The organism is Shewanella psychrotolerans, from assembly GCF_019457595.1.
Classification (GTDB): Bacteria; Pseudomonadota; Gammaproteobacteria; order Enterobacterales; family Shewanellaceae; genus Shewanella; species Shewanella psychrotolerans.
Map to the genome: position 1 here is coordinate 2,661,527 of NZ_CP080419.1, position 20,656 is coordinate 2,682,182.

The window sequence follows — 20,656 nt, forward strand, 5'->3', positions numbered from 1 at the left end:
ACCACATTCTACTCTGTATTACCGAACACACCAAATTCAAACACTCTATTGTACCAAAATGGTGAAATATCGTACCGAAAGCTATTCACTTTTACGCCATCTTGTTCAAAATTCACACTTAACTGGCCATTAACACCAACACCATACTGAGCAATAGATGCATTTTCATATCGGGACACCACCTCAGATTTGGGAAAGCCGTAACGATTATTTAATCCCGCAGGATAAAAAACCAGCTCGGGTGATACAGCCTTAATAAAGCCGTTACTGGATGAGGTATTACTGCCGTGATGCGGTGCGACCAGCACACGACTGCGAAGAACACTACTCAGCGAGTCGCCATATTGTTTAATTAACGCTTGCTCTGCATCAATTTCAATATCACCAGGCAAGAGTACCTCACTAACACCGTCACTAAATTGCACCACGCAAGAGCCATTGTTACCAGACATTGGAGAAGTTGGTCCTAATATGTTCACCGTTAACGCCTGCCAATAAAACCTCGACGGCCTGCACTCCATCGCTTGGTGATCATCGAGATCTGTGATCAACTGCAGCTGCGGATATTGCTTGATTAAATCATCGGCGCCACCAGCATGATCGTTATCACCATGGCTCAAAATCAAATGATCGACATCTGCTATTCCGCGATATTGCAAAAATGGAATAATGGCTTGTTTTGCATAACTGAAGTCCTGTCCAAAAGCGGAACCAGTATCATAAATAATTGCCCGCCCCTGCTTTTCAATCACCGCACTTAAACCTTGACCTACATCTAACAAATGTAATTTCCAGTCGTGACGAAAATCATCAGACCAAGGCTTTAGTAATAGCAATAAACCTGGCAGCAATAATATGATGAGGAGATAACGCCACATCGGCTTGGTGATGATCCGCAATATACAAAAGGCGAGTATGGCGTAGACGATAATGACAGACAGTTGAGATGATACCGAGACCCAGCCATAGGGAAATGACTGCAACAGTGGAAAACTCCATGTAAGTGGATTTATCGCACTATCTAACAGTGTTAAAAGCGCCGTCGTGACCATCTGTGAACCACCCGTGATCAGATAGCAAACCATAAGGAGAAAGGTAAGCGGAATTACCACTAGGCTAAACCAGGGCACAAAGATTAAGTTAAACAGTAAAGATAAAGGCGCTGCGCCGCCAAACAGCAACATTTGCAACACCCCCAGTAGTAAACTTAAGCGCCACTGCAGTGACCAGAGCTGGCTAACACTTCGCTTGAATCGCTGCCAAAGGGTGGTGACCTCAGCTGATATTTCTCGACTCTGCGCATGACTAAACCCTAATATAATGGCTAATGCGCTAAAAGAGAGCCAAAAGCCTGCACTCATCATACTGACAGGATCAAGTAACAACACCACAAACAATGCCCAAAGCAAGCGTTCAAAAGGGGTAGAATGTCGACGTAAAACACTTAATATCATCACAAGCCCAAGCATGATTAGCGCTCTTTGAGTCGGCAAGGCAAATCCAGCGAGGTAGGCATAAACAAAGCACACCAATAGCGCAAACATGGCGGCAAGATGAAGATTGTTCGCCGTTGGAGTCGGTCGAAATCGACTCAGGGCTAAACGCATCAAAGCAATACACCACAGGGCCAACACCGACAGATGTAGGCCTGAAATGGAAATAAGGTGTCCAGTACCACTCTGTTTCAGCCCTTGCCAATGCTCTGTGGTGATCAATTGCTTATTTCCAAGCATCAAGGCCAAAATCAGATCACCATTTGGAAACTCACTAACCGTTGGCGTGAATTGGCGAATCAACGATGAACGCACACCTGCAACGGCTTCAATACGTTCTGCAGCAACGACCTTACCTTTTCCTATAATATGTTTAGACAAATAATAACGTTGGCGATTAAAGCCCCCTTGATTAAGCGGACTTGAAATAGACTTGGGTTTTATCTTCAATTGCCACTGTTCACCCACATTCGCTTTTGCCGCTAATGGCCAAGCAACTCGCATATACTGAGTTACTAAGATAGAAGAATTGTTATCCAATACACGAATATCGGCACTTATCCAGTCGCTGTTTCGATAAACTAGTGATATGATTTCGCCCCTTACTGATATGTGTGCGTCATTATCGATAGAATCAAATACCAATAATTGTTGGCAAAACAAGCTGATCCAAGCTACAGCGAACAAACCACCCGCTATTAGCCTTGACCAGCGCAGAAATAAGAGCGCAACCCCAATACAGTACCAGGCTTGGGACGCAGAAAGTAAAGACGGCCACAGAAGTGCCGAAATAATGGTCGCACAATAGCCGAACATAAATCGATTCATAATGAATAATTTAAGACTGCAATACTAAGCTATGCCAAAAAAAATCATTGAAAGGTTTATGCCAAAGCCTGAAACGCTGCAAAATCATAAGCATTTGCAGATGTTTGGTAAACTGTTGCATAAACCAAATTTATGGGCGCTTAATCGCCGTTCAGCTCCTATGGCATTTGCCGTCGGATTATTTGTTGCGTGGGTACCTATGCCATTTCAGATGGTATTAGCCGCTGCACTCGCCATTGTATTCAATTGCAATCTACCCATAGCGGTTGCATTGGTTTGGATAACCAACCCAATCACTATGCCATTTATGTTCTACGCGGCTTATCTATTTGGTGCAAAGCTGCTAAGCCATCCACCACAGCGATTCACATTTGAAGCCAGCTGGCAATGGATTGAGTCATCACTTTCTACCATAGGCCCACCATTTCTATTAGGGTGTGTAGTTTTTGGGGTTATTTTTGCTGCTGTAGGCTATTTTATTGTGCATAATTTGTGGAAATACTCCATTTTATTCAAATGGAAAAACCGCACAAAGTAGTCGCTATATCATCGACACCAACTCTCAAGCCTGCGACCGATTTTAGCGTTAGAAGAGGCATAAATCGCTGGCAGACGACGTAATTTCACTGGCTTGGCAATGGCGATATTAAAAAGTAGCTCTATGGAGCTCGATGTCGCCCATCACCTGAATCTCATGAGTTAGCTTTATTGACTAATAAGAAAATAGTGCTAATGGCGTATCCTCATCCGCGTCTCGACAAAAACATCTTAGCTTATAGAACAAACTTGCTATAGAATAACCAAATGACAACATTTTTTTATCATTTGCATCAACAAATGTGATCAACAAATTGATGTTGATTTGCTTCTTTTAAATATAAAAATACTGTTGGAAGCCATGCATTTAGGTTCAAATAAAAAACATTTAGCGATTTTTTCACTGTTCTCTTTATTATTTATGATCGTCGCAACCTTTACCGTGAACATGATATGTCAGTACTTGGTAGAGAATGCGATCTCGAAAGAGAAAGAAGATATTCGTAAGAATTTGTCATTAGTTCGATTTAATTTCGAAGCCTCCGTCTATATGGATACCTATCTAGCAGATAGCTTAGCCACAGTAACCACCATTGACCCAGAGTTTGCCAGGGAAAATTGGGCGAGGATAGCGACAAAATTATTGGCTAAAGCCAAATATGTTCGCAGCGTCGCGTTCGCTCCAAATAACGTGATCACGCTGGTTTATCCCGAAAAAGGAAATGAGCGAGCAATAGGATTTGATTTCAGAACCCAGCCAGAACAACTCAAAACCGTCTTGTTAGCGAAGGAAAGACAAGGCGTGTTTATTGCGGGACCCGTTAACTTAGTCCAAGGCGGTGTAGGACTCATTGCTCGCTACCCTATTTTCTCAGACTCTCCCTTAAACACTGACTATTGGGGAGCGGTCAGCGTTGTCATGGACTATGAGAGACTACTTGACGAAACGGGATTAACCCGTTTTCAAGGCGCTAACATTGCATTGCGCAAACAAGTATTACCCGATGAAACTAGCCAAGTGTTTTACGGCGAAGAGACAGTATTTGATCAACCAGACATACAATACCCCATCCAGCTACCCAGCGGAACATGGCAACTTGCAGCTAAGTTTGACATAGATAATCACGAACAAATTCAACACATTAATAATATTTCACTTGTCATTGGCTGGCTGACAATTTTGCTTATTTACGCCGTGATGGTCTTGCTCTACAGACATTATAAACATACCCATAACGCTGCACTTGAAGATGAACTGACGCAATTACCCAATAGACGCTTCATGATTAGTTTACTCAATAAATTAATCACCGAGGGCGGCAATAATGCGACGTTTACACTACTCAATATTGATCTAAACGGTTTCAAACAGGTAAACGACGAATTAGGACATGAGGCCGGAGATGAGCTACTCAAACATATCGCCAAACTACTTGTCTCGGAAACCTCGCCATACGGAACCGTGGCTCGCTTTGGGGGCGATGAATTCTTAATACTATTAAGAAATATTTCCGATGTATCGCAGATAGAAGCGCTTATTACTCAACTCCGTGAAACCGTGGAAGCGAGTTACCTTAACTGGGGCGAGACACAAATCATCCCATCGTTAAGCATAGGTTTTGCCATGTTTGAAGGGCAAATCACCACAGTTAAACAGCTGTTATCCAATGCAGATAAGAGCATGTACGCACACAAGCGCCGCGCTAGAAATAAGAAAGCCTCATAGTTGATCAGCATAAGAGGCAATAGTAATCTCTTTTATCTGGTAGCCACTCAGTTAGCCCTAACCTATCGGGCGATTTAAAGTTAACAGCTCTACTGCTTACACGCTTTATTATCTACCCGCTAATGCTGTGGCAGGCATGGTTTGGCTTGCTTTCCATGCTGGATACAAGGTCGAGATCAGACTCATAATAAACGCTAAACTAACCACTAAAAGCACATCTTGCCAATGCAGCTGAGATGGTAGAAAGTCAATAAAGTAAACATCAGCCGAAAGCAGTTGGACCCCTAAAGCCTGTTCGACTAAACTTGCCATCGCACTCAAGTTTAACGCAATGACAACCCCAAGCACGCCACCTATTAAGCAGCCTAAGCTCCCATTTAACGCACCTTGTACAACAAAAATGCCCATCACGGTAATTTTAGCCATTCCCATGGTGAGTAATATGGCAATTTCTGACTGTTTATCACGAACAGCCATCACTAAAGTCGACACTATGTTAAAGCAAGCAACCGCAATAACTAACGCCAAAACCAGATACATTACAGCCCTAACCAGCTGTATATCCTGATAAAGATGCCCCTGAGTCCGAGTCCAATCAGACAAATACATATACTGCTGCTGACTATAACCTAAACTTCTTATTAGCCGAGGCGCTGCAAATACATCATCGACTTTAATCCGTACACCACTCACCCCATCGCTCAGCCCTAAAATCTGCGCGCCATAAGCCAGTGGAATATACGCTGTGGTCATATCTAATTCACCACCGATATCAAATATCCCAGCAACGACAAAGCGATGGCTCTTGGCCGAACCAATGCGTTTCGTTTCTGTCTTTTTTGCAGCAAAATCAGGCGTGTATAAACTAATATTATCACCAACTTTCAGGGATAAGCTATCGGCTAACCCCTTACCCAGTACGATATTGTTGCGACTTTGATTTAACGCCTGCCAACTGGAATCATCCATAAACTGGGCGATATTGGAGACATTCGCTTCAAAAGCGGGATCGATCCCAATGACAGAAAGCCCCTGAAACCCACCTGGCTTTTGGATCAACCCCTGCAAACGAATAAAAGGTGCGGTTCCCTCAATCCCTTCAATTAATTGGGCATCTTCGGCAATTTTTTGCCAATCGCGAATAGGTTCATTAACCCCGGTTAATTCACCATGAGGAACAACACCTAACAGACGTTGCTCTAACTCATTCTCAAAACCATTCATCGCCGACAGCACAGTGATCAACACCGCGACGCCAAGGGCGATACCTGCGGTTGAGGCAAAAGAGATAAAACTGATAAAACGGTTGGACTGTCTCGCCATGTAGAAGCGCCAGCCGACCCAAAATGACAGCATCTGGCTCATGCAAGCTCCTGTGCGTCAGCCTCTAAAGCCTCTTTCGTATGATAAAGATGTCCATCTTTCATTCGCAGTTGTCTGTCCATACGCGCCGCTAATTTAGGATCATGAGTCACCACAACAAAAGCCGTGCCGAGTTGACTACCAAGCTCACGTATCAACTCATAAACCGACTCACCACTCGCGGCATCTAAGTTCCCCGTAGGTTCATCGGCTAATACCAATTTAGGTTTATTTATCAATGCTCTTGCTATAGCAGTACGTTGACGCTCACCGCCAGACATCTCCGATGGTGTGTGATTTAATCTATGTCCTAATCCCACGCGCTCCAGTAAAGCACTCGCTTCTTGCTCTACCGACTTACGATCACGCCCTTGAATAAGTCCAGGCATAGCGACATTTTCTAATGCACTGAATTCGGGCAGTAGATGGTGAAACTGATAGATAAAACCCAGATCTTGATTGCGTACCTTGGCCTGGCGGCTCGCTGACAAAGTATAAAGATCTTCTCCTTGCAAGGTGACTTGACCATTACTGGGTTTATCAAGCGTGCCCATAATATGCAATAAGGTACTCTTACCCGAGCCAGAAGTGCCCACTATCGCAAGCTGCTCACCACTATAAACATCGAGATCTACGCCATTTAATACCAGAGTATCGATACTGCCTTCATGGTAACGTTTAGTGACGCTTTTTACCTGTAACAGCAAACTCTTATTATCTTGTTGGGTCATATTTATTCGTACCTTAATGCGCTAGCGGGCTGAACGTTAGCGGCTCGTAATGCAGGGTAAACCGTGGCTAAAAAAGTAATCACTAGGGTGCCGATAACAATCGCGCTTAACTGGGTAAACTCCAACTGTACGGGCAGTGTTTGTCCAGCCCCTAAAATTGAGATCCCAAGGGCCGCCATAATCGTATTTAAATTGAGGGTGATAAAGACACCAATGATCAAACCGCCGAGCAAACCTAATAACGCGTTTAACGAGCCTTGGATCATAAAAATGCTCATGACACTCGAGGTGCGCAGTCCTTGTGTCTTTAATACGGCGATATCTGTGGTTTTATCGACCACCATCATCACCAGTGCCGAAACAATATTAAACGCAGCCACCGCAATGATCAGGCTAAGCATCAGCGACATCATGTTCTTTTCCATTTTTACCGCCGCAAACAGGTGACCATAACTGTCACGCCAATCAGAAGTTGTAACACTAACTCCCGATTGTGCAAATGTATCAGTCACTTTCGGCGCAATGTTAGCGGCGTTAAACGGGTCATTTAGATAAAGTCTGAGTTGCTTTATCTCTCCTGGTTTTTGCCGCATTAGGCGCTGCGCATCATCGTGATGAACATAGGCCAAGCTAGCATCGACCTGAGATCCCATTTCAAAGACGCCAACAACACGAAAGTTTCGTTGGCTTGGCACAGGTCCTAATGGCGAATAGACAACCCCATCACCACTCAAAACTCTAATTTTGTCACCAGGAGCAACATCCAGACGGCGCGCCAATTCGGCCCCTAGCACTATGTTATATTCTCCTGACTTAAGTGCCGCCAATGACCCATTGAAATGTTGATTGATCAAGGCTAAATTTTGTTTTTCAAGCTCAGGATAGATACCGTAGATTTGTACCGCGCTGATACTATTCGGCGCTTGCAACATAGCTTGGGTGGAGATACTTGGACTCACTGCGATAATGCCATCAAGCTCAACTAAGGCATCTGCATTTTGCTGCCACTGGTTCAGTTTTTGCTCGCTATGAACGGTTAACTGAGGCACCGCGCCCAAAATGCGTTGTTTTAATTGTCCCTCTAATCCATTCATCACCGAACTGACGATGATCAACGCAGCCACCCCAAGTAAAATGCCCGAAACGGCAAAAATGGTAATAAAAGAGGCGAAGGCATTGGCTTTACGTGCTCGCCAATATCGATAACCTATGTTCCAAGATAACGCTAAATTCATGTGTGGCAGGGTCTCTTTGCTCAGGAGCCTTGATAAATCATTGAGATGCGCACGATAATAGGGCTAATAGCACCATAAAAACAAGAGGCAATCCGTTGAACAACGAATCAAACTCCTATTTTAGCGTCAAGCATAGGTTTTCAGCTTACCTATCACCTTGGCCTGAAAATCAACCTTTGCCTTCAGAATCAGAACTCAAAGGCATGTTACCCTTAGGTCTACAGCTAATAAGCGAAGTCAAAGCGATGGAAGCAAGTTGTTTATTGCAACTGAGAAACCTTGATGACGAGGCTCGCACCGTGGTTGACTATCTAAAGCTGCAATCGCGTAAAATTGATTTAGTGCTGCAATATGTGCTCGAACAGCAACCCAACGAAGGCGATAAATATATCGGCCAGCAATTTGGTGGTAGCGGTATTCAAATCATTGGCGATACCCAACTGGAAATAGGCAAACACTATCGAGTCACCTTGCATATCAAAGATGTCCTACTATCGATACTATGTATCGCTCAGTGCATAAGCTCAACGCCAATGAGCGGCTCTGGCAACCAACAAACTAGCTTTGAGAGTGCACTCGAATTTAGCCAAATTTTGGATGAAGATATTGAACAATTGGTAAAAGCCAGCCTCAATGTTCAACAAAAACAACTACAGCAGCGTAAAAAAGATAATCAAACCAAGTCTAGCTAAAGGCTAGTTTTCACTGGCACATGGGAGACTAAGCCTCTACAATGGCTCGCATCTTTGTCGATTTTTGGCTATTAGTCTCTTCTCCATGAATGCTTTCTCTGTCCTGACGCCCCCAAAAGTTAAAGGGGTAAAAACGCCTCAAACCCTAAGTCAATTGCATGGTGCTGCTCAAGCAATCACCTTAGCGAATATCGGCGCTAATTATAACGGTTTAACCTTGGTCGTTACCCATGACACGCCCAGCGCGCTGCAACTGGAAACTGAACTTAAATATCTGCTTAAACCGGCATCTGTCCCAGTACTCCTGTTCCCAGACAGAGAAACCTTGCCTTATGACAGTTTCTCACCCCATCAAGATCTGGTATCACAAAGATTAGAGACACTATCTCGGATCTCCATCGAAAAACAGAGTCTGGTGATTGTTCCAATAAGCACCTTGATGGTAAGACTACCGCCGCAATCATTTCTAACGGGTAATGTGCTGCTGCTCAACAAGGGCGATATCTACCAACTCGAGCAAGTGCGTCAGCAGTTGGTGAATACCGGGTATCACCTAGTCGAACAAGTTTATGAACATGGTGAGTTTGCCGTACGAGGCTCTATCATCGATATTTTCCCGATGGGCTCCAATAACCCCTATCGTATAGAACTCTTCGACAATGAAGTTGAATCTATTCGCCAGTTTGATCCTGAAACTCAGCGTTCAAGTGCTGAAATAGAGGGGATTCGACTACTACCAGCAAAAGAGTTTCCCACTGATGATGCGGCTATAGAAGGATTTAGACAGCGTTATCGTCGTCAGTTTGATGTGGTCGTTAAAGAGCCTGAATCAATCTATCAGATGGTCAGTCGCAAAGTGATGCCTGCAGGTATTGAAAGTTATCTGCCACTGTTTTTTGATGAAACAGCCACCCTGTTTGATTACCTACCAGAACAGACACAACTGGTCGCCCTCGGAGATTTAGAAACAGCGGCGAAATCCCATCTTAATGAAGTCGCTCAGCGTTATGAAAATCGTCGCGTTGATCCTTTAAGACCCTTATTACCACCGAAAGATCTTTATTTACTTGCAGAGCAAGTATTTCAAGCGTTTAAGCAATTGCCAAGGCTACTGTGTAAGGGGCGAGATTTCCAAGGCACGAGTATTCCAGCCAAAGTTGAAGCATTGCCAGATATCGCCTCAAATCATAAATTGAAACAGCCGCTTATCGCGCTGCAAGAGTATGCAAGCTCTGGCATTTCAATCCTGTTTTGCGCCGAATCGGAAGGCCGACGCGAAGCGCTCATAGAGCTGCTTGCTAAGATAGAGATAAAACCTCAACTATTTGATCACTTCAATCAATTTGTTGAAAATCCAGCACAATTTGGTCTTATCGTTTCGCCCCTGTCTCAAGGGGCTATTATTAGTGGTAGCAAAGGCAAACCATGGGCGCTAGTGTGTGAGACCGAGCTTTTCGGTCAACGTATCTCGCAACAACGCAGACGAGATAAGCAGCGCCAGATCAGCAGCGATGCATTAATTAAAGACTTGGCCGAACTTAAAGTCGGTCAGCCTATCGTACATTTAGATCATGGTGTGGCGCTCTACCAAGGGTTAGAAACCCTCGACACCGGAGGGCTTGTTGCCGAATACCTCAAACTTGAGTATTCAGGCGGCGATAAGCTCTATGTCCCCGTCTCTTCCCTTAATCTTATTAGTCGCTACAGTGTTGGCCCCGATGAAGAAGCCCATCTCAACAAGCTGGGTAATGAAACCTGGAGCAAAGCAAAACGCAAAGCGATTGAAAAGATCCGTGATGTTGCAGCAGAGCTACTTGATGTTTATGCCAGAAGACAAGCTAGGCCGGGTGAAGCTTGCCAGCTCGACCAACAAGAATATGCGCAGTTTGCCAGTAGCTTTCCCTATGAGGAAACCGTCGATCAAGAAATGGCTATCGATGCCGTGCTCACCGACATGTGCTCGCCGACTTCAATGGATCGCTTGGTCTGTGGTGACGTTGGTTTCGGTAAAACCGAAGTCGCAATGCGCGCGGCATTTGTGGCTGTAAATGATAATAAGCAGGTTGCTATTTTAGTGCCGACTACCCTGCTCGCTCAGCAACATTATGAGAACTTTAAAGATAGGTTTGCCGACTGGCCAATCAAGATTGAAGTATTATCGCGTTTTAAAACCGCCAAAGAGCAACAAGTGGTACTCGACCAATTAACCAATGGCCAGGTCGACATCGTCATCGGCACCCATAAACTGCTGCAGTCCGAAGCTAAATTTGAAAATTTAGGCCTACTGATCATCGATGAAGAACACCGCTTTGGTGTAAGACAAAAAGAAAAAATTAAGGCCCTTAGAGCAAATATTGATATTTTAACGCTTACGGCGACACCGATCCCTAGAACCCTCAATATGGCCATGTCTGGTATGCGAGATCTATCAATTATTGCGACCCCGCCCGCTAAACGATTAGCGGTCAAAACCTTTGTGCGAGAGTATGACGATGCAACGGTACGCGAGGCGCTATTGCGTGAGATCTTAAGGGGTGGTCAGGTTTATTTTCTGCACAACAACGTCGAAACCATTGAGAAACGCGCACGAGAACTCGAAGATCTACTTCCTGAAGCTCGGGTTGTCACCGCTCATGGCCAGATGCGTGAACGGGATCTGGAAAAGGTGATGGCTGATTTTTATCACCAAAAATACAATGTGTTAGTGTGTACAACGATCATTGAGACTGGTATCGATGTGCCAAGTGCCAACACAATCGTGATAGAACGCGCCGATCACTTTGGCTTAGCGCAACTACATCAGCTTCGTGGTCGTGTGGGTCGTTCTCATCATCAAGCCTACGCCTATTTGATGACCCCGCACCCGAAACGAATGACCAAAGATGCGCGCAAACGACTCGAAGCGATTGGTGCCCTAGAAGATCTTGGCGCAGGTTTTATGCTAGCAACGCAAGACTTGGAGATCCGTGGTGCTGGTGAACTCTTAGGTGATGAGCAGAGTGGCCACATTTCTAAGATAGGTTTCACCCTATACATGGAGATGTTAGAAGACGCGGTGAAATCATTAAAAGAAGGAAGAGAACCATCACTCGATCAGATGCTCCGAGGCCAATGTGAAATTGACCTTCGCATTCCAGCCTTACTGCCAGAAGACTATGTTCATGACGTTAATGTCCGTTTATCAATCTATAAACGCATAGCCAACAGTAAAAGCGAAACAGCACTTGATGAACTAAAAGTCGAACTGATCGACCGCTTTGGCCTATTGCCACAAGCTACAAAAAATCTATTAGAGTTGACCCTATATAAACATCAAGCAACGGCATTAGGCATAGCCAAAATAGAAATGCACGCCAAAGGCGGAAGCATGGAGTTTAGGGACGACCATATTATCGATCCTGGCTTTATTATTGGCCTATTGCAGAGTCAGCCACAAAATTATCGTATGGATGGCCCAAGTAAGTTAAAATTCCTTATGCCTACAGAAGCAGATAAAGATCGTTTAGCCTTATTGTCGCTAATCATCTCACAGCTTATGCAACATCGTCTTGGAGAACTACGTGCTTAAACAGAGTCTAGTATTGGCCGCCAGCTTACTATCAATTTCTAGCTATGCATTAGCAGATGCTGAACGTTGGTTTGAAGTTGAAATCTATATCTTTGAACGCCAAGGAAATGCATTCGAAGAGATGACCAACAACCCAGCCAATATGAATAAGCGTCAGCCTATCGATATGATATCACCGCTATTTAACACCGATATAACAGGCGCTAGCATAGGGCTCGAAGGGTGTACCGCGCAACAATGGCTTGAGAATGCAGACAAATGTAATCAGCAGCTCAGCTCAGCGCAGGTAAGTTCCCCTAGCACTATCCCAGCATCTATCGGTGCAGCGACACCTCAGTATGCCAAGGAGGGAGAATCTACCGTGCTACTCGCCCCCTCTCAGGCACAGTTTGACGATATGATAAGCACGTTATCCAAAGAGCCAGGCCATAAAAGTCTACTACATATGACTTGGCAACAATCGATGCAGCCAAGGCATAGAGCGACACCGATTCGATTATACGCAGGTGATGATTTTTCCGAGCGCTATGGGAAAGATGGTTACTTAATTGACCACCAAGTAGCTGCATCAGATATCCCACAATTTAATTTCGATTACGGGCTCGGTAATTCAGAGACTAAAGCACCTATTTGGCAGTTAGAAGGCGCTATAAACATCTACTTAAATCACTACCTATATGTAGAAACTGCGCTCACCTTACATGAAGAAGGTACTAAAATACCGCCACAAATAGATCGATATAAAGACACTGAAACTGTAATGTCATCGACACCCGTTCCTTACTTATTCAATATCTGGATGGCACAGAATAAACGAGTAATAAGTGATGAGATTCATTATTTCGATCACCCCAATATGGGCATGCTGTTGCAAATAAGAAAGATGACTCAACCAAATGAAATGAGTCAAGAGGCGTTAGAACAGCTAGGCGTTTTTGTCGATAGTCCAAGCAAGCTCGATGACAACTCAGGACTTGAGGCCAAAACCGTTAACGATAGTGTATATTAATCCTTAAATAGCGCAGTGATGTATGGTTATCTTTAGGTATAAGAAAGAGAGCGACTCAGCGTGTTTTTAGTAACTCATTCAAGGCGAATGGATGATGGAATGCTTGTTTCCTTGCAAGGTCATTCAACGCAAAAGTAGCAAGGTAAAAAACACGCCTAACAGCCGAGTTTAAACACTTTTGATGCAGTGTTAACAAGTTTGCCCCTACAAGTATGCGCTTCAGTCGTTGCAAACAATAAGGTCTTGCATGTTCCCGACATACTTATGACATTCCCGTCATCCCTGGAGGTCTGATGTTGTGAATGTCTTTAATCCACGACTATCTGGCTATAGGAGGTAGGGTAACGCATGGTGCAATTAATGACCTTGCCTCATAAACGCTAACCTTTAATACTAAATCGTCGATGAGCGATCACATCGTTATCCTAATTGGTATAACGATGTAGACGTAATAAGCTTGTGTTCAGGCTAAAGAATTAAACACTCAGAGCTAATATATCGAAAAATCGAGGTAGATATCATCAGCCTCATCTTCCTCAACTAATACATCATCAACCCTAGATTGAGGAGCACCTTCATCACACCACGTGATAAATCGATCGACAGCAGCACTACCACCTTGGAGTAAAATCGATACTTTGCCATTGTCCAAATTCTTGGCATAACCAGTAAGACCTAATTCCATCGCCTTCTGCTGGCTATAACGTCGAAAACAGACTCCCTGAACTTTACCAGAAATAGTTAGTAGTACTCGCTTCATTTGCGCCTCTTGTCTGTCAAGTTGACTCTTTGAAGATAACCTAAAGTTTCAACATGAGCAAAATTTAGACAAAAAAAACAGCTAACTAATAAAGTGGTTAGCTGCATCGGGCGACATACGCAAATTGGAAACGATCTGATAGATCATTATGTAGCAATATGTATCAGTTTGTATCACAAAACAGAGGGGAGATGCTACATTTGCCACATAAAAAAGTCGAAATTTCGTTGGTATGCTCCTTCATTATCCGATGTGCGCGAAAAATCATCAAAATACTGAACTACAAGCTACGGGGATGCGGGATGCGGGATGCGGGGATACTCAAGTCATGAAAATAAATGATAAAGACTATTAGCAGATGATATTAAACCTTATCGGCTCCGCCTGACAAAATAGTCTTTAAACCACTAAAAAGACCGTAAAATATCGAGAGAATTTAAGCATAGAAAGATGTTTACATTAAACAGAGAACAAAAACCTGAGCTTAACAAAATTCTAATTATCGCTGTCAGGTTTATGCTAATGGTATCGATAAATTCAGCCCTATAAACTCGAGTCGTTATATAGATTTAAATTCTTTAATATCAGAAAGATGAGCAGCTAATGATACAAATTTATGAGTTTGTTCTTCATCCCAAATGATCTTATAAAACGGGCTTAACTCGTTCATGACTGCCTCATTATCATTCACCTCATCATGACGAGACAAAATACACAGACACTTACCACTATTTTTATGCCTAAATTCAGTTACACATTTACTGGCAATATCAGCATACTCTTCAGGACGATTAATTTTATTCACCATGGTCACTTCAGGGTGAAGGTTTGGATTAACCAACACCGTTTTAAGTTGGTTTAAAAAACCAACTCTTTCAGCCCAGTATGCGCCTAAACCCACGCCAATCGCCAACGGCGCAGGATCGTCACTCTCTTTCAGTTGTCTACTAACTTCATTGAGTAGATATTGCATGTCATTCTTGGGGTGTAAGGTACTGTAACTCACTAATCGAACATCGTTGTCGACAAACTGTAGTTGTCGCATTTTTTCGTGGTTACCTGGACTGGTAGCATCGAAGCCATGAAAATAGAGGATCATCCTGTCACCTATTGATAAACATTGAATATAAACTTTAGCTAACCGAGCTCATCTGTATTTTGAGCTACATCAAACTTAGTTCAATACGAACCGCTCTGCTAGCGCTTTAGCCGCTAACCAACGAGCTTGATTTTGAAGTGCATTCACGACTTGCTCGGCATTTGCACGTAACAAGCCTGCAGAAACATGAGGCTTGCATAAAGGCCAATCAAACTCACTTAAAAGCTCAGCGACACCTTGGCTATCATTACATACTAATATCATATCGCATCCGGCATTCAACGCTGCTTGGGCTCTTTCCTTGTATCCACCGACAACACCAGCACCTTTCATTCCCAAATCATCGGAAAAGATCACTCCATTAAAACTTAACTCACCACGAAGCACCTCTTTTAACCAATATGAGGAAAAACCCGCAGGATTGGGATCGACACGATCGAAAATAACATGAGCAGGCATAACACCTTGCAACATATGTTCTGCCATCAGCGACTTAAATGGCACCATATCTAATGCTCGGATCTGCTGCTCGCTTCTTGAATCTACGGGTTTTGCGATATGCGAATCAGCGGCAACACTGCCGTGTCCTGGAAAGTGTTTACCGACCGCGGCCATGCCCGCGCTATTCATTCCCTTAATAAAAGATGTCGCTAAGGAGATCACCTCATTAGGCTTATCGCTAAAGGCCCGCTTGCCGATCACTTCACTAATGCCGTTAAGATCTAACACAGGGGCAAAACTCAAATCGATATCGCAACTCAATAGCTCTATCGCCATCAAAAATCCAAGTTCCTCTGCCCACTGTTGCGCAATCGCCATATCGCTATTGGCCATAGGTAAAATATCGCCCATTGCAGGGATCTTGCTGAAGCCTTCAACAAAACGCTGCACCCTGCCCCCTTCATGATCGACTGCGATGAGTAAATCGGGTCGGATGGCTCGAACTGTAGCGATAAGCTCACATAGCTGTTCTCTATTTTGATAATTGCGACTAAACAGAATTATACCGCCAACCATGGGGTGTTGCAGTTGCTCTCTCTCTAACTCCGAGACCTGAGTTGATAACAAATCCATCATCAAATAGCTCACTCTTCCCCCTAAAATAACTGTTAAATCAATACGGAACTAACATAATAAAATAAACAACGCCAAAGAAAGCCGTCAAGTAAGCTGTTGTATAAAAAACAAAAAACGGATAAAAACCTTGCCCTGTGACGAACGCAAATTCACTATACACTAATATGTCTAATGCGAAATATAAACTTGAGAATAACTAATGCGAAAGTTAACACTAAAGTATGGGATACTCATCTGCACTCAATCTTAATTCGCTGGCAAGAGTAGCACAACATTCAGCATTATGTGGTCAGCAAAAATGGCTCTATTAGCCTAAAATCACTGAGATTGAATAATGATAACAATGAAAACAATGAAAACAAGCAGGATTTTTTAATGATTAGCGTATTTGACATGTTTAAAATTGGGATAGGACCATCGAGTTCCCATACTGTGGGCCCGATGAAAGCGGGTAATATCTTTATAAAAGATCTAGAAAAACATGGTCATTTGGCAGCAACTGATGAACTCAGATCTGAGTTATTTGGTTCACTCGGTCAAACAGGAAAAGGTCACGGTACAGGTAAAGCGGTCATTCTAGGTCTCATGGGTGAAGCGCCCGAAACCGTCAATACTGACACCATCGAAACTATCCTTGAGCAAGTAAGCGACAGTCAAACGCTTACTATGCCAAACAGTAAAGCCGTTAAATTTAGTCGTGAACACGGTATTACCTACCATAGACGTAAAAGCCTTCCTGCACACGCTAATGCAATGACGCTGTACGCTTATGCCAAAGGCGAGTGTATTTACCAACGTACTTACTATTCTGTTGGTGGCGGTTTTATTCTCGATGAAGATGAAATTTTAGCCCAAGACGCCTCTCCAGCCTCACCGATAAAATCGGCGCCTTACGATTTCAATAGTGCTTCAGAGCTATTAAGCATGTGTGCTGAAAATGGACTAAGTATCTCAGCACTCATGATGGCAAACGAATTGTCTATCGGCGAAGAACAAGAGATAAAGCAGCGTCTATGGCATATCTGGCAAACGATGAAAACCTGCATCGAGCGCGGATATCAAAAAGAGGGTATTCTCCCTGGTGGTCTAAAACTTCGCCGCAGGGCCCCAGCCCTTTATCGCCGTTTAAAAGCCGAAGGAAAAACCTGTGTCGACCCGCTCACGGCTCTGGACTGGGTAGACCTCTTTGCATTAGCTGTTAATGAACAGAATGCGGCAGGCGACCGTGTGGTGACCGCGCCGACGAATGGTGCCGCTGGTATTATTCCGGCAGTGCTCTGCTACTACCATACCTTCGTTCAAGAAGTTGATATCGATATCTGTTGTCAATATTTGCTAACTGCCGCTGCGATTGGCATCTTATACAAAAAGAATGCGTCAATATCTGGCGCAGAAGTGGGGTGCCAAGGTGAAGTGGGTGTCGCTTGCTCCATGGCGGCAGGTGCGTTGACAGAAATTATGGGCGGTACTATCGAACATGTCGAAAATGCTGCAGAGATTGGTATGGAACATAATTTAGGCTTAACCTGTGACCCTGTAGGCGGCTTAGTCCAAGTACCTTGTATAGAGCGCAATGCGATGGGAGCGGTTAAGGCGATTAATGCGTCAAGACTGGCAATGCGAGGTGACGGTAACCATAAAGTATCACTAGATAAGGTGATAAAAACCATGATGGATACCGGTAAAGATATGCGCAGTAAATATAAAGAAACAGCCAAAGGCGGTTTAGCGGTTAACATTGTTGAATGTTAACCATTCCTAACTAAAAACTCGCCATATGACGAGTTTTTAGTTACTTAAGCTACATCAACTATTTTCAGCGTATCGGCAGTTCAATGTCAGTAAACAAATTATCAATTAACTGCTGATCTCGCAGACCAACCGCCTTCTCTACGACGTCTTTAGTTAAATGAGGGGCAAAGTGTTCGATAAACTCATACATATAAGTACGTAAAAAGTTACCTTTTCTAAAGCCTATCTTGGTTGTGCTATAGGCAAATAGATGGCTCGCATCAATTGCCACCAGATCTTTGTCAATCACTGGATCGATAGCCATCGAGGCAATTACGCCGACACCTAAGCCCAAACGCACATAGGTTTTTAATACATCTGCACTGGTTGCGGTAAATACCACTCTAGGATCGATACCTGCACGATTAAATGCTTTCTCTATTTCAGACTCTCTATCAAAACCAAATACATAAGTAACAAGAGGGAAACGACCTAAGTCTTCTATGCTGATTTGCGTTCTTGATGCTAACGGATGGTCACGGTTTACCACAATAGAGCGATTCCAGTGGTAACAGGGCAACATAATGAGATCTGAATAAAGATGCATGCCTTCTGTCGCAATCGCAAAATCGGCATCACCTCTAGCCGCTAACTCACTAATTTGTGCTGGCGTACCTTGGTGCATATGTAAATTGACTTTAGGATAACGCTCGATGAAGCCTTTAATAATACTAGGCAACGCGTAACGAGCTTGAGTATCTGTGGTGGCAATATTTAACTCACCCTGATCAGGTTTGGTATACTCTTCAGCAACCTTCTTAATACTTTCGACTTTACCCAAAATATCGTTAGCAATACTAATCACTTGCAGACCTGCAGGCGTCACATGAGTCAGGTGTTTACCACTACGCCCAAATATCTGAATGCCAAGCTCATCTTCAAGCATTCTTACTTGCTTGCTAATCCCGGGTTGGGACGTATATAAATTTTCAGCCGTCGCCGACACATTTAGGTTATGATTAACCACTTCGGCGATATATCTTAATTGCTGCAGCTTCATCTTCGATCCTTTGAAAAGGTATATGCTCTGTGGGTGATCACAGTCCAATAATTATGAACCTTAGTATAAGAATTAGTTATAGTACATGCGAAAAATTAAATCAAACGGGAATATAGCACAGAGTTATGATTAATCACACGACATAACGGCAAAGCTAGACTAAGATAACTATGCTAGCGTGTTGATTTATAGTAGCATTAATGGAATTGCATAAGAAATGGTAGATCTATGATATTTACTTTGGTTCTCATCCTCATCGGTGCATTACTGTTATTGGTTATCGGTATCAACGTTATCCAACAACATAAAGAGCGCGCAGAAGCGGAAAGACGAACGGAATTAGCTAGGCAACGCGCCATTATAGACGAAACTGAAAATGTATTGTCATGTACAGGTATGTTTCCCTGCTCTACTGATATTATTCTTATCCTATATAAACGAGTAAAGGAAGCTTTAGCTCAAGCAGCCAATTTAGGCGGCGGTCAAGCAGCAGATTATCGACGTCGTTTAAACGATCTGAACGCTCAGATTGACGCTTTAAACAACGGTCCAAAACAAAATCCAATGATTGAGCATTTTCGTTTACCCGATACCGATAAGCAGATCTTAGACCTAGTTAAAGTGCTTAAGAAGCTTAAAGCGATCTTACGAGCAGAGCATAATAAAGGCAAAGTTGACCCCACCGTCTTTGCTCAGGAAGAAGCCCGCGTCGATAGTTTACAACTCAGAATCAATGTCGACTCTATGTTATCTCGTGCCCGCACAGCCAGTTTTATGAAGCAATATGGCTCATCAAAACAGATGGTGACTAAAGCATTGTCGACTTTACATGCCATTAAAGCGATGACACCTAACGATCCTTTCATCAGCAAAAAGGTGGATGAAGCAAAGTTATTATTGGATGAAATTATGGGTGCACAGAAGCTTTCTGCACCAAATGCGCCTCAGCAAAAGAATGAAGAAGATGACATCGATGTGTTGTTTCAGCCGAAGAAGAAATGGTAGCGTATTTGAGTATTGTTCATTTAAGTGTTACTGACGTAACCATAATAAAAACCACCTCTGAAGGTGGTTTTTTATTATGTGTGCAATCTCACTATGGCGCTAAGCGATCAATATCCCAATCCGTTTCAGTCTTGCTATACAGGAATCGGTCGTGTAACCGATGTTCTCCCCCCTGCCAAAACTCAATACTGGTGGGTCGAACTAGATAGCCTCCCCAAAATTTAGGCAGGGGAACCTCCCCTTGGCTAAATTTTGCCTTCATCTCGGCAAATTTACCTTCTAAAGCTTGCCTTGCGGATATTTTACTCGATTGCTTAGATACCCATGCAGCGATCTGACTCTCCTTGGGACGAGTAATAAAGTATTTAAGGACTTCTGCGGTAGATAACGGCTCTGCAATACCTGTCACAGCAACCTGTCTATCAAGCGAATGCCACGGAAAGAGCAGACTCACCTTACTATTTTTACCAATATGCTCAGCCTTACGGCTAGCGAGGTTAGTAAAAAACACAAAGCCATTTTGATCAAATCGCTTGAGTAATACAATACGTTGAAAAGGTTGCCCTGAGTCATCTACCGTCGCCACTGACATCGCTGTAGGATCGGGGAGCACTTCTGAGTCACGAATTTCTTCGAGCCATTTTTCAAACAACACCATAGGGTCATCAGGAAGCTCCTCACGGTGCAATCCTCCTAATGTATACTCGCGCCTAATATCATCTAATTTTGCCATCAATCAACCT

At 43.5% G+C, this 20,656-nt stretch carries 16 protein-coding genes; 7 read left to right on the forward strand and 9 right to left on the reverse strand.

Annotation, left to right across the window (positions count from 1 at the left end; genetic code table 11):
* Positions 1-8: 8 nt before the first annotated feature.
* The gene (locus K0I62_RS11655) at positions 9-2,321 is read right to left on the reverse strand and encodes a DNA internalization-related competence protein ComEC/Rec2 (protein ID WP_220068307.1); all 2,313 of its coding nucleotides are present in this window, start codon (positions 2,319-2,321) and stop codon (positions 9-11) included.
* 31 nt (positions 2,322-2,352) lie between these two features.
* Between K0I62_RS11655 and K0I62_RS11660 the strand changes: the two genes are divergently transcribed.
* Positions 2,353-2,859, forward strand: coding sequence for a DUF2062 domain-containing protein (locus K0I62_RS11660; protein ID WP_220068308.1), 507 nt, complete (start codon positions 2,353-2,355; stop codon positions 2,857-2,859).
* Positions 2,860-3,219: 360 nt separating this feature from the next.
* On the forward strand, positions 3,220-4,584 hold the full coding sequence (locus K0I62_RS11665; RefSeq protein ID WP_220068309.1) for a diguanylate cyclase domain-containing protein: 1,365 nt from the start codon (positions 3,220-3,222) through the stop codon (positions 4,582-4,584).
* A gap of 108 nt (positions 4,585-4,692) precedes the next feature.
* Here the strand turns inward: K0I62_RS11665 and lolE are convergent, their stop codons facing one another.
* The 3 genes from lolE to K0I62_RS11680 are packed head-to-tail and all read right to left on the reverse strand — an operon-like array spanning position 4,693 to position 7,912.
* Positions 4,693-5,949, reverse strand: coding sequence for a lipoprotein-releasing ABC transporter permease subunit LolE (lolE, locus tag K0I62_RS11670; RefSeq protein ID WP_220068310.1), 1,257 nt, complete (start codon positions 5,947-5,949; stop codon positions 4,693-4,695).
* On the reverse strand, positions 5,946-6,677 hold the full coding sequence (gene lolD, locus K0I62_RS11675; RefSeq protein WP_220068311.1) for a lipoprotein-releasing ABC transporter ATP-binding protein LolD: 732 nt from the start codon (positions 6,675-6,677) through the stop codon (positions 5,946-5,948). Before lolD ends, lolE begins: the two co-directional genes overlap by 4 nt.
* A 2-nt stretch (positions 6,678-6,679) precedes the next feature.
* A complete protein-coding gene (locus K0I62_RS11680; protein WP_220068312.1) occupies positions 6,680-7,912 on the reverse strand; it encodes a lipoprotein-releasing ABC transporter permease subunit in 1,233 nt (410 codons plus the stop codon).
* 95 nt (positions 7,913-8,007) lie between these two features.
* Between K0I62_RS11680 and K0I62_RS11685 the strand changes: the two genes are divergently transcribed.
* The 3 genes from K0I62_RS11685 (at position 8,008) to K0I62_RS11695 (ending at position 13,181) form a co-directional block, all read left to right on the forward strand.
* Positions 8,008-8,604: a hypothetical protein gene (locus K0I62_RS11685; protein WP_220068313.1), complete on the forward strand. Its 597-nt coding sequence runs from the start codon at positions 8,008-8,010 to the stop codon at positions 8,602-8,604.
* An 85-nt stretch (positions 8,605-8,689) separates the two neighbouring features.
* Positions 8,690-12,172, forward strand: a complete 3,483-nt coding sequence (mfd, locus tag K0I62_RS11690) for a transcription-repair coupling factor (protein ID WP_220071366.1) — start codon at positions 8,690-8,692, stop codon at positions 12,170-12,172.
* Complete coding sequence (locus tag K0I62_RS11695) at positions 12,165-13,181, forward strand: CsiV family protein (protein WP_220068314.1); 1,017 nt, start codon at positions 12,165-12,167, stop codon at positions 13,179-13,181. The genes mfd and K0I62_RS11695 overlap by 8 nt, the downstream gene beginning before the upstream one ends.
* A 490-nt stretch (positions 13,182-13,671) precedes the next feature.
* Here the strand turns inward: K0I62_RS11695 and K0I62_RS11700 are convergent, their stop codons facing one another.
* The 3 genes from K0I62_RS11700 to nagZ form a co-directional block, all read right to left on the reverse strand.
* On the reverse strand, positions 13,672-13,941 hold the full coding sequence (locus K0I62_RS11700) for an acylphosphatase (RefSeq protein WP_220068315.1): 270 nt from the start codon (positions 13,939-13,941) through the stop codon (positions 13,672-13,674).
* Between the two features lie 559 nt (positions 13,942-14,500).
* Positions 14,501-15,040 (reverse strand): alpha/beta hydrolase YcfP, encoded by a 540-nt coding sequence (ycfP, locus tag K0I62_RS11705; RefSeq protein WP_220068316.1) that lies wholly within the window; start codon positions 15,038-15,040, stop codon positions 14,501-14,503.
* A 75-nt stretch (positions 15,041-15,115) separates the two neighbouring features.
* Positions 15,116-16,129 (reverse strand): beta-N-acetylhexosaminidase, encoded by a 1,014-nt coding sequence (gene nagZ, locus K0I62_RS11710; RefSeq protein WP_220068317.1) that lies wholly within the window; start codon positions 16,127-16,129, stop codon positions 15,116-15,118.
* A 363-nt stretch (positions 16,130-16,492) separates the two neighbouring features.
* Between nagZ and K0I62_RS11715 the strand changes: the two genes are divergently transcribed.
* Positions 16,493-17,869 (forward strand): L-serine ammonia-lyase, encoded by a 1,377-nt coding sequence (locus K0I62_RS11715; protein WP_220068318.1) that lies wholly within the window; start codon positions 16,493-16,495, stop codon positions 17,867-17,869.
* 64 nt (positions 17,870-17,933) lie between these two features.
* Here K0I62_RS11715 and cysB read toward each other — a convergent pair whose 3' ends face one another.
* A complete protein-coding gene (gene cysB / locus K0I62_RS11720; RefSeq protein WP_220068319.1) occupies positions 17,934-18,908 on the reverse strand; it encodes an HTH-type transcriptional regulator CysB in 975 nt (324 codons plus the stop codon).
* Between the two features lie 228 nt (positions 18,909-19,136).
* Here cysB and K0I62_RS11725 point away from each other — a divergent pair, with 228 nt between their 5' ends.
* Positions 19,137-19,913 carry a hypothetical protein gene (locus tag K0I62_RS11725; protein ID WP_220068320.1) on the forward strand — a complete coding sequence of 259 codons (777 nt, stop codon included), beginning with the start codon at positions 19,137-19,139 and terminating at the stop codon, positions 19,911-19,913.
* 91 nt (positions 19,914-20,004) lie between these two features.
* On the opposite strand, the gene pdxH is transcribed toward K0I62_RS11725, so the two are convergent.
* A complete protein-coding gene (gene pdxH / locus K0I62_RS11730; RefSeq protein WP_220068321.1) occupies positions 20,005-20,646 on the reverse strand; it encodes a pyridoxamine 5'-phosphate oxidase in 642 nt (213 codons plus the stop codon).
* Between the last annotated feature and the right edge of the window lie 10 nt (positions 20,647-20,656).

Coding starts and splice junctions, on each gene's coding strand:
- mfd (WP_220071366.1), top strand. CDS start 8,690: ATGAATGCTTTCTCTGTCCTGACGCCCCCAAAAGTTAAAGGGGTAAAA.
- K0I62_RS11655 (WP_220068307.1), bottom strand. CDS start 2,321: ATGAATCGATTTATGTTCGGCTATTGTGCGACCATTATTTCGGCACTT.
- cysB (WP_220068319.1), bottom strand. CDS start 18,908: ATGAAGCTGCAGCAATTAAGATATATCGCCGAAGTGGTTAATCATAAC.
- K0I62_RS11725 (WP_220068320.1), top strand. CDS start 19,137: ATGATATTTACTTTGGTTCTCATCCTCATCGGTGCATTACTGTTATTG.
- pdxH (WP_220068321.1), bottom strand. CDS start 20,646: ATGGCAAAATTAGATGATATTAGGCGCGAGTATACATTAGGAGGATTG.
- lolD (WP_220068311.1), bottom strand. CDS start 6,677: ATGACCCAACAAGATAATAAGAGTTTGCTGTTACAGGTAAAAAGCGTC.
- K0I62_RS11660 (WP_220068308.1), top strand. CDS start 2,353: ATGCCAAAAAAAATCATTGAAAGGTTTATGCCAAAGCCTGAAACGCTG.
- lolE (WP_220068310.1), bottom strand. CDS start 5,949: ATGAGCCAGATGCTGTCATTTTGGGTCGGCTGGCGCTTCTACATGGCG.
- K0I62_RS11700 (WP_220068315.1), bottom strand. CDS start 13,941: ATGAAGCGAGTACTACTAACTATTTCTGGTAAAGTTCAGGGAGTCTGT.
- K0I62_RS11680 (WP_220068312.1), bottom strand. CDS start 7,912: ATGAATTTAGCGTTATCTTGGAACATAGGTTATCGATATTGGCGAGCA.
- K0I62_RS11665 (WP_220068309.1), top strand. CDS start 3,220: ATGCATTTAGGTTCAAATAAAAAACATTTAGCGATTTTTTCACTGTTC.
- K0I62_RS11715 (WP_220068318.1), top strand. CDS start 16,493: ATGATTAGCGTATTTGACATGTTTAAAATTGGGATAGGACCATCGAGT.
- ycfP (WP_220068316.1), bottom strand. CDS start 15,040: ATGATCCTCTATTTTCATGGCTTCGATGCTACCAGTCCAGGTAACCAC.